Source organism: Streptomyces sp. NRRL B-3229, assembly GCF_000719505.1.
Classification (GTDB): Bacteria; Actinomycetota; Actinomycetes; order Streptomycetales; family Streptomycetaceae; genus Streptomyces; species Streptomyces griseorubiginosus.
Genome location: NZ_JOGP01000007.1, coordinates 93,780 through 107,172 on the forward strand (window position 1 = coordinate 93,780; position 13,393 = coordinate 107,172).

Here is a 13,393-nt window from a genome sequence, read left to right on the forward strand (position 1 = left end):
GCTCATACGGCGGCCTCCGCGTTCTCGTCCTGGGCCTGGGCCGCGCTTCCCTGCGCGGCGGGCCGCAGCACCTCGTACTCGGCCAGGTCCACCCGCCGGGTCGCCCGCCGGAACTCGGTCGTCGTACCGGGCCAGATCGTGCTGTTGCGGCCGTTCGCGTCCAGGTACCAGCTGGTGCAGCCGCCGGTGTTCCACACCGTGCGCTTCATCCGCTCCTGCACCCGGTGGTTCCAGGCCCGTACGGCGGTGGGCCGGGCGTCGAGGGCCACCCGGCCGCCGAGCACGTCCAACTGCCGTACGAAGTCGGCCAGGTAGTTCAGCTGGGACTCGATCATCAGGATCATCGAGGAGTTCCCGAGCCCGGTGTTGGGGCCGATGACCGTCATCCAGTTGGGGAAGCCGGCGGCGGAGGCACCGCGCAGCGCCTCCATGCCGCCCTTCCACGCCTCGGCGAGCGTCCGCCCGTCCGCGCCGACGACCCGGTCGGCGATGGGCATGTCGGTGACGTGGAAGCCGGTGCCGAAGACGATCGCGTCGACCTGGGCCTCGGTGCCGTCGGCGGCGACGAGCTTCGACCCCTCGACCCGGCTCAGGCCGCTGGCGACGACGTCCACGTTGGGCTGGGCGAGCGCCGGGTAGTACGTGCTGCTCAGCAGGATCCGCTTGCAGCCGATGCGGTAGTCGGGGGTGAGCTTGGCCCGCAGCGCCGGGTCCTTGATGGCGCGGGCCATGTTCCGCTTGGCCAGCTGCTCGACCGCGCCGAGCTGGCCCGGGTGCTTGGTGAAGGCCTGGACCTGCAACTCCCTGATGCCCCACAGCAGTCCGCGCCGGGCCTGGGTGGTGAAGGGCAGCTGCCGGTGCAGCCGCCGCTCGGCGCCGCTGATCGCCCGGTCCATGCGGGGCATCACCCAGGGCGGGGTCCGCTGGAAGAGGGTGACGTTGCGGGCGAGGGGCTGGATCGCCGGCACGATCTGGATGGCCGAGGCGCCCGTGCCCACCATGGCGACGCGCTTGCCGCGCAGGTCGTAGTCGTGGTCCCAGCGGGCGGAGTGGAAGACCTTGCCGGGGAAGGAGTCCAGGCCGGGGATGTCCGGGATCTTCGGATCGGACAGCGGCCCGGTGGCGGATACGACGAAGTCGGCAGACAGCCTGCCGCCGGTGGTCTCGATGTCCCATCGCAGCGTCTCGCTGTCCCAGGTCATCCGCAGCACCTCGGAGTTGAGGCGCAGGTGCGGCCGGAGCCCGAAGACGTCGGTCACGTGCTCCAGGTAGGCCCGGATGTGCTCCTGCCCGGAGAAGGTGCGCGGCCAGTCGGGGTTGGGCGCGAAGGAGAAGGAGTACAGGTGGGACGGCACATCGCACGCGCACCCCGGATAGCTGTTGTCCCGCCAGGTGCCGCCGACGCTGCCGGCCCGCTCCAGCACGACGAAGTCGGTGACGCCCTCCCGCCGCAGGCGTACGGCGGCCCCCAGCCCACCGAACCCGGATCCGACCACCGCCACCCGCACATGCTCGTGTTCGGCCATGCCGACGCCTTCCCTGCGACTCTGCCAGTGAACACTGGCGCAATGGGAGGATAGAGCGGCTCCGTACCGATGGGTAGGGGTCGGGAAGAAGGAAGTTACCGGGAGTACGACATAGGGTGCGGGCGTGGCAGAAGACGGAGGACGACACGAGTACCGCATGGAGGAGCTGGCCCGCCTGGCCGGCATCACCGTGCGCACCCTGCGCTTCTACCGCGAACGCAAGCTGATCGCACCGCCCCGCCGCGAGGGCCGTATCGCCTGGTACGACGACCACCACCTGGCCCGGCTGCGCACGATCGCGGCGCTCCTCGAGCGCGGGCACACCCTCACGGGCATCGCGGAACTGGCGGAGGCCCTCGACCACGGCCGCGATGTCGCCGACGTCCTGGGGGTGACCCCTCCCACCGAGGAGGAGCCGGTCCGCCTCACCCCCGAGGAACTCGCCGCCCGCTTCGAGGGCGAGGTCACCGCGGAGAACCTGGCGGCCGCCCTCGACCTCGGTTACCTCGGCACCGACGGCGACGAGATCGTCCACATCAGCCGCCGCCTCCTGGACGTCTCCTCGGCCCTGGTCCGCGAGGGCATCCCGCTCGCGGAGGTCCTGACCGCCGGCCGACAGGTCCGCGAACACGTCGACGCCCTGGCCGAGATGTTCGCCGACCTGGTCCTGCGCCACACCACCGAGAACGACCTCCACCGCCTGCGCCCCCTGGCCCGGAGCGTGGTGGAGGCGGAACTGTCCCTGGCCCTGGACCGGCGGCTGCGGAAGCGGGACTGAGAGGCCGCTGCCGTACTCAGGCCGGGCTGAGTACGGACGCTCTGGGCGGGGACGGGACGAGCGGAAACACTCGGAGCATGCGAAACCGACCTCTGAGAAGCGTTTCCCACGTGGTGCCGACCCTGGTGACGGCCGGCGTGTCGATGGCGGCGTGGGCTGCCTGGCTGGGCTGGGACCAGCACTACGACGTGCAGCCCGACGGCGCGTCGACCGGTCCGTACGAGGCCTGGCAGGTGATCGGGCTGGTGGTGACCCTGCTGGTGGCGGTGTACTGGGCGGCATCGCGTCGCCACGTCACCTCAGCCGTGCTCGGCACCACTGCCGGCCTGACCCTCGCCGCCTTCGTCGACTGGTCGGACGACTCCACCGGCCAGTTCATGGTGGGCGTGGTGATGGTCATGATGGGGAGCCTCGCCGCGACCGCCCTCGTGACCAACGTGATCACCTCCGTGAGACGGCGGCCGGCGCAGACGCCGCCCGCATGACGCCCCCCCGCGGGACACGTCACATGTCGAAGACGACCGTCACGGGAGCGTGGTCCGACCATCGCTCGTCATGGGTGGCGGCCCGCTCCACGAACCCCTTGACCGCCCGCCGGGCCAGCCCGGGAGTCGCGACAGCGAGGTCGATCCTCCATCCGGAGTCGTTGTCGAACGCCCGCCCCCGGTAGGACCACCACGAGTACGGCCCCTCCACGTCCGGATGCAGCGACCGTACGACGTCCACGTACCCGCCGTCCTCGGCGTCGAGGACCCGGCTCAGCCAGGCGCGCTCCTCCGGCAGGAAGCCCGAACTCTTCTGGTTGGAGCGCCAGTTCTTGAGGTCGGCCTGCTGGTGGGCGATGTTCCAGTCGCCGCAGACGACGACTTCGCGGCCGTCGGCGGCGGCACGCTCGCGCAGACCCTTCAGGTACGTCAGGAACTCGTCCATGAAGCGGACCTTCTCGTCCTGCCGCTCGGTGCCGACCTCGCCGGAGGGCAGGTAGAGGGAGGCGACGGTGACCCCGGGCAGGTCGGCCTCCACATACCGTCCGCTGGTGTCGAACTCGGCCGACCGGAAGCCGACCTGGACCCGGTCCGGCTCACGGCGGGAGTAGAGGGAGACCCCGGCCCGCCCCTTGGCGGCGGCGGGCGCGTGCGTCACGTGCCAGCCCTCGGGAGCGCGGACCGCGTCGGGCAGTTGCTGCGGCTCGGCGCGCACCTCCTGGAGGCAGAGCACATCGGCGGAGGTGTCCGCGAGCCACTCCACGAAGCCCTTCTTCGCGGCGGCACGCAGCCCGTTCACATTGGCGGAGGTCACAGTGAGCACCCCGGCACGATACCGGCACACTGGAGGGCATGATGATCCGCCGTGTCCCCTTCGACCACCCCGACGCCGTCAAGCTCAACGACCAGGTCCAGGCCGAGTACCACGTCCGCTACGGCGACGGCGGCGACGCCACCGAGCTGGCCCCGGCGGACTTCCAGCCCCCGAACGGCGTGTATCTGATCGCGTACGACGCCCTGGACAGCCCCGTCGCCACGGGCGGCTGGCGGGCCCAGGACGCCAACGGCGAGGGCAATCTGGACGGCGACGCCGAGCTCAAGCGGATGTACGTGATCGAGCAGATGCGCGGCCGCGGTCTCGCCCGCCGCGTGCTGGCCGCCCTGGAGGAGGACGCCCGCGCGGCCGGCCGCCTGCGCATGGTCCTGGAGACCGGCACCAAGCAGCCGGAGGCGATCGCGCTGTACACCTCCAGCGGCTACGAGCCCTGCGCCAAGTTCGGCTACTACCGCCACTACGAGGACAGCCGCTGCTTCGCGAAGCCGCTCGCGCGCTGACAGAAACCGCTCGCGCGCGGACAGATGACAGAAGACCCGCTCCTGAATCAGGAGCGGGTCTTCATGATGCGTGGACCTGAGGGGATTTGAACCCCTGGCCCCCTCGATGCGAACGAGGTGCGCTACCGGACTGCGCCACAGGCCCTTGCAACGAGTGAAACTCTAGCATCCCCGTCCGGGTGCTTGGAAATCCGTTCCCGGCTGGTCAGGGACGGGGGTCCGCGAGCCTCGCGTTCCCGCCCCGGGCGTCACTCGTTGGCCGCGCGCGGCCGTTCGCCTTCCTCGTACTGGTCGAAGAGGGGGGTACGGCCACGCTCGCGTGCCCGGCGGGCGGAGGCGGCGCGGCGGGCGTCGGTGCGGCCGTCCGCCGTGGGCGTGTCGTCCGCGTCGCCGGACAGCTCCTCCGATCCCCCGTCCTCGGCGACGGGCGCCGCCTCGTGCTCCGGGGTGACCGTGCTGGAGCGTGCCGAGCTCCACGCGTCGGGTGCCCCGAGGTCCACGTCCGCGGTGGCCCGCGGTGCGACCGGCGCGGTGACGTAGGTCGGCAGCGGCACCGGTACCGGGTCCCAGCTGTCCCCGTGGCCGGGCCTGCGCTGCCGCTCACGCTGCTGGTCGACCCACTCGGCGTGGTCGGTCTGCTCGACGAGGGCGCGCCGGTCGGCGGCGAGGGCGGAGAGCCCGGGGTCGGTGACCTGCTCTGGTCCTCCGTCCGGTTCGTCGGCGTCCACCTCGGTGCCGACGGACGTCCGCCGACGCGGCTGGCGGGCCCGCTCCCGCAGGTGCTGCGCGGCGGCCTCGGCCCGGCGCCGGTCCATCTGGTAGGCGAACCGGCGGCGTTCCTGGGAACGCAGGTAGGCGATGTACGCGCTGAGCATCACCGCGGGCACCCCGGGCGCCCACAGGAAGGTGAGTCCCCCGACGGCGGCGACGATCGCGCCGAGCGTGAACGCCGCGAAGAGCATCACGGTGGTACGCCGTCGGCGCGCGAGGGACTTGGTGCGCCGGGCGCGCGCCGCGGCCGCTTCGGCGGCGGCCGTGCGCCGGGCGGCTGACACGGGAGGCTGCTTGCGGGTGGGGACGCCGGCGTCGTGCGCCGCCTCTCGTCCCGCGTCCCGCCCTGCTTCCCTTCCCGCGTCCCGCGTGGACTCACGCGCCGGCTCCGGGGGACGTCCCGTGGACGGCGGCTGGACCGTCGCCCTGGCCTGTGGACGGGTCGGGGGCATGGCGAAGGACCGGACGTCCACCGAGTCGGTGACGGCGTCCGGATCGTCGGCGCCGTCCTCCCCCTCGTCGGTGGAGCGCGCGCGCAGGTCCTTGGCGTATCGGCGCTCCATGCCCGCCCGTCCGGACAGCAGCCGGATGGCGGTGCTGAAGCGTTCCGTCGGACGGGCCTCGTTCAGCTCGTCCTGCCTACGGAGCCACATCGGCACCAAGTAGGCGGCCCAGGCCCCGACAATGACTGCGTAGATGAGGCCGCTGCTGCTCACGCCTCACACGGTAGAGGGGTTTGCGTGAGGCCATCTGCCAATTGAGCCGGTGTGTCGCACGATCTGGCTGATATTTCGAGCTTTTTTTGCGACCGATCCGATCAGCAGACCGCCTCAGCCGTGAATTCAATGCCCCGAGACGGTCATGCACCGATCATTTTCGAACACTTATTCAATTACCGGGACCTGTATCCGGAACCTGCTTGCCGACGCGGGCCCGCTGCCAGCGTCGGAGCAGTCCGTCCGGTACCTCTTCCGCGGTGAGCGCGAACACGAGATGGTCCCGCCAGGCCCCGTCGATGTGGAGATAGCGCGGCCGCAGCCCCTCCTCGCGGAATCCGAGTTTCTCCACGACCCGCCTGCTCGGTCCGTTCTCCGGGCGAATGCAGACCTCGATGCGGTGCAGACCGACGGTGCGGAAACAGTGGTCCACGACGAGCGCCACGGCGGTCGGCATCACCCCCCGCCCGGCGACCGACTGGTCCACCCAGTAACCGACGTGCCCCGAGCACATCGAGCCCCAGGTGATTCCGGCGACCGTCAACTGCCCGACCAACTGTCCCTGGTACTCGATGACGAACGGCAGCATCCGGCCGGCGTTCGCCTCGGACCTGAGGTGGCGGACCATCTGCCGGTAGGTCGGCCGGTGGGCGATCGGCCCGCTCGGCGTGGGCGGCGGAATCGTCGCCTCCCAGGGGCGCAGCCAGTCCCGGTTGCGCCGGTTGACCTCACGCCACAGGCGTTGGTCGCGCATCCTTATCGGCCTCAGGACGACGTCGCCGTCCGCCAGTACGACGGGCCATGACGGGCTGTTCAGCTCGCACCCCCCTCACCGGCGCCGGGTCCGACGTGGTCGCCGCCGCGGATCTGGTCGACGGCGTGCTTCAACAGGGGCTCCAGGACGGCCAGTCCGTCCTTCACCCCGCCGCTGGAGCCCGGCAGGTTGACGATCAGTGTGCCGGCCGCCACCCCGGCCAGGCCCCGGGAGAGCGCGGCGGTGGGCACCTTGTCCCGCCCGAAGGCCCGGATGGCCTCCGCGATGCCGGGCACCTCGTACCCGATCACCGCGCGGGTCGCCTCGGGGGTGCGGTCGGTGGGCGAGATGCCGGTGCCACCGGTGGTGACGACGACGTCGTAACCCGCCTCGACGCCCGCGCGCAGGGCGGCTTCCACGGGGTCCCCGTCGGGGACGACCTGCGGGCCGTCGACCGCGAAGCCGCACCGCTTCAGGCCGTCGGCGATCAGCGGGCCGCCCTTGTCCTCGTAGACACCGGCGGCGGCCCGGTTGGAGGCGGTGACGACGAGAGCCCGGTACGTCATGACCGGCTCCAGTCGCCCGACTTGCCGCCCGTCTTCTCCTCCACCCGCACGTCCGCGATGACCGCTCCCTTGTCGACCGCCTTGACCATGTCGATCACGGTGAGCGCGGCGACGGAGACCGCGGTGAGGGCCTCCATCTCGACACCCGTGCGGTCCGTGGTCTTCACGGTGGCGAGGATCTCCACGGCGTCGTCCGCGACCGACAGATCCAGTTTCACACCCGACACCGACAACGGGTGGCACAGCGGGATGAGGTCCGGGGTGCGCTTGGCGCCCATGATGCCCGCGATCCGCGCGGTGGCCAGCGCGTCGCCCTTGGGGACGCCCTCGCCGCGCAGCAGCTCGATCACCCGGGGTGAGACGAGGACGCGTCCACTCGCGCGCGCGGTGCGCGCGGTGACGTCCTTGCCGGATACGTCGACCATGCGGGCGGCTCCCGCTTCGTCGATGTGCGTCAGTCGGTCCTGCGTACTCATGGTGTGCGGCGCTCCCGGTCCCGGCGTTGTGCGCGACACGGTACCGCCAACCTGGGGTGCTCAGCCGAGCAGGACCACTTCGACCTCGGTGCCGGGCTCCACGGACTCCACGTCCTCCGGTACGACGATCAGCGCGTCCGCCTGTGCGAGGGCGGCAACCAGGTGGGAGCCCGCGCCGCCGACCGGGGCGACCGTGCCGTCGGCGTACGCACCGCGCAGGAACTGCCGGCGGCCCTTGGGCGAGCTCAGCGCCTTGTCCGCCCTCAGGGTGGCACGGGTCCGCGGGCGGTGGAGGTCGTCGAGGCCCATGAGGGCGCGGATCGCGGGTCGGACGAACAGCTCGAACGAGACGTACGACGACACCGGGTTGCCGGGCAGGGCCAGCAGCGGGGTGTGGTCGGGGCCGATGGTGCCGAAGCCCTGGGGCTTGCCGGGCTGCATGGCGAGCTTGCGGAAGTCGACGCCGCTGCCGGGTTCGTCCTCGTCGCCCACGGAGGTCAGCGCTTCCTTGACGACGTCGTAGGCGCCGACGCTCACGCCGCCCGTGGTGACCATGAGGTCGGCGCGGACGAGCTGGTCCTCGATGGTGGAGCGCAGGGTCTCGGCGTCGTCGGCGACGGCGCCCACCCGGTAGGCGATGGCGCCGGCGTCCCGGGCGGCCGCGGTGAGGGCGAAGCTGTTGGAGTCGTAGATCTGGCCGGTGCCGAGGCTCTCGTCGGGCTGGACGAGTTCGCTGCCGGTGGACATGACGACCACGCGCGGGCGCGGGCGTACCCGGACGGTGCCGCGGCCGATGGCGGCGAGCAGGGCGATCTGGGGCGGCCCGAGGACGGTGCCGGCGTCCAGGGCGCGGTCACCGGCCCGGACGTCGCTGCCCTGGGCGCGTACGTGTGCGCGTGCCTCCGCGGACCGGTACACGTGCACATGCCCCTCGGCGCCCTCGGGGGCGAGGCTGCGGGCGCGCATCCCGGTGACCGGGCCCTCGCCGAGGCCGCCGTCGGTCCACTCGACGGGGACGACGGTCTCGGCGCCGGGCGGCAGCGGGGCGCCGGTCATGATGCGGGCGGCCTGGCCGGGGCCGACATGGAGCAGATCGGCCCCCTGCCCTGCCGCGACGTCCCCGACGACGTCGAGGACGGCCGGGAACTCCTCGCTCGCGCCCGCCACGTCCGCGACCCGTACCGCGTACCCGTCCATGGAGCTGTTGTCGAACGGCGGGAGGGACACCGGGACCGTGACGTCCTCGACCAGGACGCAGCCCTGGGCGTCGAGCAGTTGCAGCTCGATGGGTTCGAGGGGGCGGACGGTCGCGAGGATGTCCTCCAGGTGTTCGTCCACCGACCAGAGGTCGTCCTGGTCGGTGGGACGGGGCGCGGCGCTGCTCAAATCCCTACATCTCCTCGGCTACGAAGCTGCGAAGCCAGGTCCGGAACTCCGGGCCCAGGTCTTCACGTTCGCACGCGAGTCTGACAATGGCACGCAGATAGTCGCCGCGGTCACCGGTGTCATAGCGGCGGCCCTTGAAGACCACGCCGTGCACCGGGCCGCCGACCGTCTCGTCCTGGGCGAGCTGCTGGAGGGCGTCGGTGAGCTGGATCTCGCCGCCGCGGCCGGGCTGGGTCTTGCGCAGTATCTCGAAGATGTGCGGGTCGAGGACGTAGCGGCCGATGACCGCGTAGTTCGAGGGGGCGTCGGCCGCGTCCGGCTTCTCGACGAGACCGCCGACCTTGACGACGTCGCTGTCCTCGGTCTCCGCCACGACGGCACAGCCGTAGAGGTGGATCTGCTCGGGGGCGACCTCCATGAGCGCGATGACGCTGCCGCCGTGCTGCTCCTGGACCTCGATCATCCGCTGGAGGAGGGCGTCGCGGGCGTCGATCAGGTCGTCGCCGAGGAGGACGGCGAAGGGCTCGTGGCCCACGTGGGGGGCCGCGCACAGGACGGCGTGGCCGAGGCCGCGGGGGTCGCCCTGGCGGACGTAGTGCATGGTGGCGAGGTCGCTGGACTCCTGGACCTTGGCGAGCCGGCCGGCGTCGCCCTTCTTCTGGAGGGCGGACTCCAGCTCGTAGTTGCGGTCGAAGTGGTCCTCCAGAGGCCGCTTGTTGCGTCCCGTGATCATGAGGACATCGTCGAGGCCCGCCGAGACGGCCTCCTCGACCACGTACTGGATCGCCGGCTTGTCGACGACCGGCAGCATCTCCTTGGGAGTGGCCTTGGTTGCCGGCAGGAAGCGGGTGCCGAGCCCGGCTGCCGGAATGACAGCCTTGCTGATCCGAGGGTGCGACAGAGTCATGGCCGCAACCCTATCCGGTGCCTTTGCCTGGAATATGAGGCTCCGGTTAATAAGCTCTCATATGAGCGTATTGGAAGGGTACGGGTGCAGACTTTGAGCCACATCGGACATCCCGCCAAGCCTGACAAGCGAGGGTTGCGGCGAGAATACCTGGCGGTGAGGAGCAGGTTGACGGCCGATGACGTGCGGGAAGCGTCCTCCGCGCTGGCCGGCCGGGCCCTCGGGCTGCCCGAGCTGGCGCAGGCGCGCACGGTCGCGGCGTACGTCTCCGTCGGGAGCGAACCCGGCACCCTCACGCTGCTGGACGCGCTGCGCGAGCGGGGCGTGCGGGTCCTGCTGCCCGCCCTGCTGCCGGACAACGATCTGGACTGGGGCGCCTACACCGGCGAGGGTTCCGTCGCGCGGGTCCAGCACGGCGGAAAGATGGCGCTCTTCGAGCCCGCGGGCGAACGCCTGGGCCCGGACGCCGTGACCGGCGCCGACGTGGTGCTGCTGCCCGGCCTCGCGGTGGACGGGCGCGGCATGCGACTGGGGCGCGGCGGGGGGTCGTACGACCGGGTGCTCGCGCGCCTGGAGCGCGCGGGCGCACGACCGGCGCTGGTGGTGCTGCTGTACGACACCGAGGTCGTCGCCGAGGTCCCGGCGGAGGCGCACGACCGGCCGGTGCACGTGGTGGTGACGCCGTCGGGCGTGCGCCGCTTCCCCGCCCCGGCATGAGGAAGAGCCCCTCCACGCGCGTGCGTGGAGGGGCCCTCGCTTCGGTCCTGCCGCGGTCCTACGGCTTCAGGACCAGGGTGTCGCTCGTGCTCTTGTCGACGGCGGCGTCCGAGAAGGACCAGTCCAGCAGCTCGCCCTTGGCCCACTTGCCGGTCTGGTCGGTGTAGTGCGCGCTGTAGGCGTGCCCGGAGGCACCGGTGAGGTTGATCCACTTCGACTTGTCGAGGTCGCCGAGGTTGACCACCATGCGCATCGACGGCACCCAGACGACGCCGTAGCCGCCCGCGGCGTTCCAGCCGGTGGCGTTGACCGTGGCCTCGCCGCCGCTGAGCTTCCAGGGGCCCCGGTTGAGCAGGTACTGGACGATGTCGGGGCCCTGGGTGCCCAGGGTCTGGTTCTTCAGGAACAGGCGGTGCAGCCGGCCCCAGCTCCAGGTGTCGATGTCCTTGCCGAGCTTGGCGGTCAGCTCCCAGCGGGCGTCGATCATGGCGCGCTTGAACAGTTCGTCGCGGTTGGTGGCCGGGGGGCGGTCGCCGGCGCCCTTCGGGGTCTTCCACCAGTCGCTGTTCTGGTCGTTCATGAGGTTGCGCACGACCTCGAACCAGCGGTCGCCGCCGTCCGGCTGCGCCTCGTCGGCGTCGCGCTGCCCGCACTCGCGGGTCTTGTCGGTCTCGTCGGCGGGGCCGGTGGTGTTGACCCGGTCGACCCACAGGCACTGGCCCTTGACCCGCAGCTCCTTGGGCAGCTTGTTGCCGAAGGCGAGCTTGAGGATGTTGCGCCAGACCGCGTTGAAGTAGGCGGCCGCCGCCGAGTCGGCGTCCTGGGTGTAGTCCCAGCCCTCCAGCAGCTCCTGCGCCTGGCGGACGTCCTTGTCGTCCATGTCAATCTTCAGCAGCTTGGGCACCAGCAGCTTGGCGATCTCGCTGCTGTTGTCGAGCTGCATCTGGCGCATGTCGTCGGTGGAGATCTTGCCGCCGCCCTTGATCTTCTGCTCGATCAGGTCGGTGATGCGCTGGCTGCGGGTGCCGTAGCCCCAGTCCGTGGTGAGCGTGTAGGGGTACTTGTCCTTGTCGACCACGGCCTGGTTGGCGGTCACGATGTAGCCGCGCGAGGGGTTGTACTCGTAGGGCAGCTCGTCCTGCTGGATGTACTTGCCGGTCCAGCGGTACTTCGGGTCCCAGCCGGGCGCCGGGAGGGAGCCGTCGTCACCCTTGGCCCGGATCGGGATGCGGCCCGGCAGGGTGTAGCCGATGTTGGTGGCGTCGGCGTAGACGAGGTTCTGCGACGGGACGTCGAACAGGGCCGCCGCCGCGCGGAAGTCGCTCCAGTTCGACGCCCTGTCCATCGCGAAGACGGCGTCCATGGTGGTGCCCGGGTCCAGCGCGGTCCAGCGCAGGGCGACGCCGTAGCCGTCACCCCGGTCGGGGGCCGCGTTGTCGACGGTGGCCTTCCTGCCGACGTTCACCAGCTCGTCGGAACGGTCGGAGAGCAGGGGGCCGTTGTTGGTCTCCCGGACGACGATCTTCTTGGAGGCGCCGCCGGCGACCTTGATGGTCTCCTCACGCGTGGTGAAGGGAACCGTCTTGCCGTCGTACAGGTAGCCGTCCCCGGAGAGCTTCTCCAGGTAGAGGTCGGTGACGTCGACGCCCGAGTTGGTCATGCCCCAGGCGATCTTCCCGTTGTGGCCGATGACCACGCCGGGCATGCCCGCGAAGGTGTAGCCGGTGACGTCGTACTGGCACTTGCTGGACAGGCTCCGGCAGTGCAGGCCCATCTGGTACCAGACGGACGGCAGGGAGGCTGTCAGGTGCGGGTCGTTGGCCAGCAGCGGGTGCCCGGTGATGGTGTGCTCGCCCGCCACGACCCAGGAGTTGGAGCCGATGCCCTGTCCGTTCACGCCGACGGCGGTCGGGACGTCGGCCAGGACCTGGGACAGGCCCGACAGCTGGCTCTGGAGGGCCGAGGCGGCCGTACCGGAGCCGACGGAGGACGACGTGCCGGTGGTACCGCCCGTGGACGTCCCCGTGCCGCCCGTGGAGGTCCCGGTGCCCCCCAAGGACGTCCCGGAGCCGCTAGTGGAGCTGCCGGAGCCGGACAGGCCGTTGTCCTTGGAGCTGCCGTCCTGCTCGAACGTGCCGGTGAGCTCGTTGTACTGGCCCTCCTGGACGATCGCCTTGTTCCGGCTGTACGGGTACTCCGGGTACAGGTCGGCGATCTGCTTCGGGCCGAGGCGGCTGGTCATGAGGGCGCGGTCGATCTCGTCCTTGACGTTGCCGCGCAGGTCCCAGGCCATCGCCTTCAGCCACGAGACGGAGTCGACCGGGGTCCACTGCTCGGGCTTGTAGTCGTTGACGAAGCCGAGCGCCGCGTACTCCAGGGAGATGTCCTTGCCGCTCTTGCCCTGGAGGTAGGCGTTGACTCCCTTGGAGTAGGCCTGGAGGTACTTCTTGGTGGAGGCCGACAGCTTGGTGTCGTACTCCTTCTTCGCCACCCGGTCCCAGCCCATGGTGCGCAGGGACTCGTCGCTGTCGACCAGCCCCTTGCCGAACATCTCCGACAGCCGCCCTGCGGTCAGGTGCCGGCGTACGTCCATCTCGTAGAACCGGTCCTGCGCCTGGACGTAGCCCTGCGCCATGAACAGGTCCTCGTCGGAGGAGGCGTAGATCTGCGGGATGCCGTAACTGTCGCGTTTGACGTCGACCGGGCCCGACAGGCCCTGGAGCTCGACGGAGCCCTTGGTCTGCGGGAACGACGCGCGCACGGTGCTCACCGACCAGTAGCCGCCGTAGGCGACAGCGCCGACGAGGGCCAGGACGAGGACCAGCACGATCAGACGGGCTCTGCGCCCCTTCTTCCTGCCGGACTTGCCGGGCTGCTGACCCGAGGAGGCGGTGGTGGTGGGGGGCATCGCTGTCCTTGCTGTCCTAACGCGAGCGGCAGGGCGGGCTGGTGCATTCGACTCAGAGCCTGTGTGAC

The 13,393-nt window shown here is 70.9% G+C and carries 13 protein-coding genes and 1 tRNA gene; 4 read left to right on the forward strand and 10 right to left on the reverse strand.

Features of this window, described 5'->3' with window-relative positions:
* Positions 1 to 2 precede the first annotated feature (2 nt).
* On the reverse strand, positions 3 to 1,526 hold the full coding sequence (locus tag IF54_RS0112315; RefSeq protein ID WP_030317557.1) for a flavin-containing monooxygenase: 1,524 nt from the start codon (positions 1,524 to 1,526) through the stop codon (positions 3 to 5).
* 157 nt (positions 1,527 to 1,683) lie between these two features.
* On the opposite strand from IF54_RS0112315, the gene IF54_RS0112320 reads away from it, so the two are divergent.
* Together IF54_RS0112320 and IF54_RS0112325 are read left to right on the forward strand one after the other, a co-directional pair.
* The gene (locus IF54_RS0112320; RefSeq protein WP_020137777.1) at positions 1,684 to 2,304 is read left to right on the forward strand and encodes a MerR family transcriptional regulator; all 621 of its coding nucleotides are present in this window, start codon (positions 1,684 to 1,686) and stop codon (positions 2,302 to 2,304) included.
* Positions 2,305 to 2,381: 77 nt separating this feature from the next.
* The gene (locus IF54_RS0112325) at positions 2,382 to 2,789 is read left to right on the forward strand and encodes a hypothetical protein (protein WP_030317559.1); all 408 of its coding nucleotides are present in this window, start codon (positions 2,382 to 2,384) and stop codon (positions 2,787 to 2,789) included.
* Positions 2,790 to 2,808: 19 nt separating this feature from the next.
* Here IF54_RS0112325 and IF54_RS0112330 read toward each other — a convergent pair whose 3' ends face one another.
* The gene (locus IF54_RS0112330) at positions 2,809 to 3,633 is read right to left on the reverse strand and encodes an exodeoxyribonuclease III (RefSeq protein ID WP_078851946.1); all 825 of its coding nucleotides are present in this window, start codon (positions 3,631 to 3,633) and stop codon (positions 2,809 to 2,811) included.
* 8 nt (positions 3,634 to 3,641) lie between these two features.
* On the opposite strand from IF54_RS0112330, the gene IF54_RS0112335 reads away from it, so the two are divergent.
* Positions 3,642 to 4,124 carry a GNAT family N-acetyltransferase gene (locus IF54_RS0112335; RefSeq protein ID WP_030317563.1) on the forward strand — a complete coding sequence of 161 codons (483 nt, stop codon included), beginning with the start codon at positions 3,642 to 3,644 and terminating at the stop codon, positions 4,122 to 4,124.
* Between the two features lie 71 nt (positions 4,125 to 4,195).
* Here IF54_RS0112335 and IF54_RS0112340 read toward each other — a convergent pair.
* The 7 genes from IF54_RS0112340 to galU form a co-directional block, all read right to left on the reverse strand.
* Positions 4,196 to 4,269, reverse strand: a tRNA-Ala gene (locus IF54_RS0112340).
* Positions 4,270 to 4,372: 103 nt separating this feature from the next.
* Positions 4,373 to 5,611: a gephyrin-like molybdotransferase receptor GlpR gene (gene glpR, locus IF54_RS0112345; RefSeq protein ID WP_030317565.1), complete on the reverse strand. Its 1,239-nt coding sequence runs from the start codon at positions 5,609 to 5,611 to the stop codon at positions 4,373 to 4,375.
* Positions 5,612 to 5,783: 172 nt separating this feature from the next.
* On the reverse strand, positions 5,784 to 6,428 hold the full coding sequence (locus IF54_RS0112350) for a GNAT family N-acetyltransferase (protein WP_078851947.1): 645 nt from the start codon (positions 6,426 to 6,428) through the stop codon (positions 5,784 to 5,786).
* Positions 6,425 to 6,931, reverse strand: coding sequence for a MogA/MoaB family molybdenum cofactor biosynthesis protein (locus IF54_RS0112355; RefSeq protein WP_030317569.1), 507 nt, complete (start codon positions 6,929 to 6,931; stop codon positions 6,425 to 6,427). Before IF54_RS0112355 ends, IF54_RS0112350 begins: the two co-directional genes overlap by 4 nt.
* Positions 6,928 to 7,407, reverse strand: a complete 480-nt coding sequence (gene moaC / locus IF54_RS0112360) for a cyclic pyranopterin monophosphate synthase MoaC (protein ID WP_030317571.1) — start codon at positions 7,405 to 7,407, stop codon at positions 6,928 to 6,930. Before moaC ends, IF54_RS0112355 begins: the two co-directional genes overlap by 4 nt.
* 60 nt (positions 7,408 to 7,467) lie before the next feature.
* Positions 7,468 to 8,793 (reverse strand): gephyrin-like molybdotransferase Glp, encoded by a 1,326-nt coding sequence (glp, locus tag IF54_RS0112365; protein ID WP_030317573.1) that lies wholly within the window; start codon positions 8,791 to 8,793, stop codon positions 7,468 to 7,470.
* Positions 8,794 to 8,797: 4 nt separating this feature from the next.
* Positions 8,798 to 9,700, reverse strand: coding sequence for a UTP--glucose-1-phosphate uridylyltransferase GalU (galU, locus tag IF54_RS0112370; RefSeq protein WP_030317575.1), 903 nt, complete (start codon positions 9,698 to 9,700; stop codon positions 8,798 to 8,800).
* 93 nt (positions 9,701 to 9,793) lie between these two features.
* Here galU and IF54_RS0112375 point away from each other — a divergent pair, with 93 nt between their 5' ends.
* Positions 9,794 to 10,417: a 5-formyltetrahydrofolate cyclo-ligase gene (locus IF54_RS0112375; protein WP_030317578.1), complete on the forward strand. Its 624-nt coding sequence runs from the start codon at positions 9,794 to 9,796 to the stop codon at positions 10,415 to 10,417.
* Between the two features lie 58 nt (positions 10,418 to 10,475).
* Here IF54_RS0112375 and IF54_RS0112380 read toward each other — a convergent pair whose 3' ends face one another.
* A complete protein-coding gene (locus IF54_RS0112380) occupies positions 10,476 to 13,325 on the reverse strand; it encodes a penicillin acylase family protein (RefSeq protein ID WP_030317581.1) in 2,850 nt (949 codons plus the stop codon).
* Positions 13,326 to 13,393 lie beyond the last annotated feature (68 nt).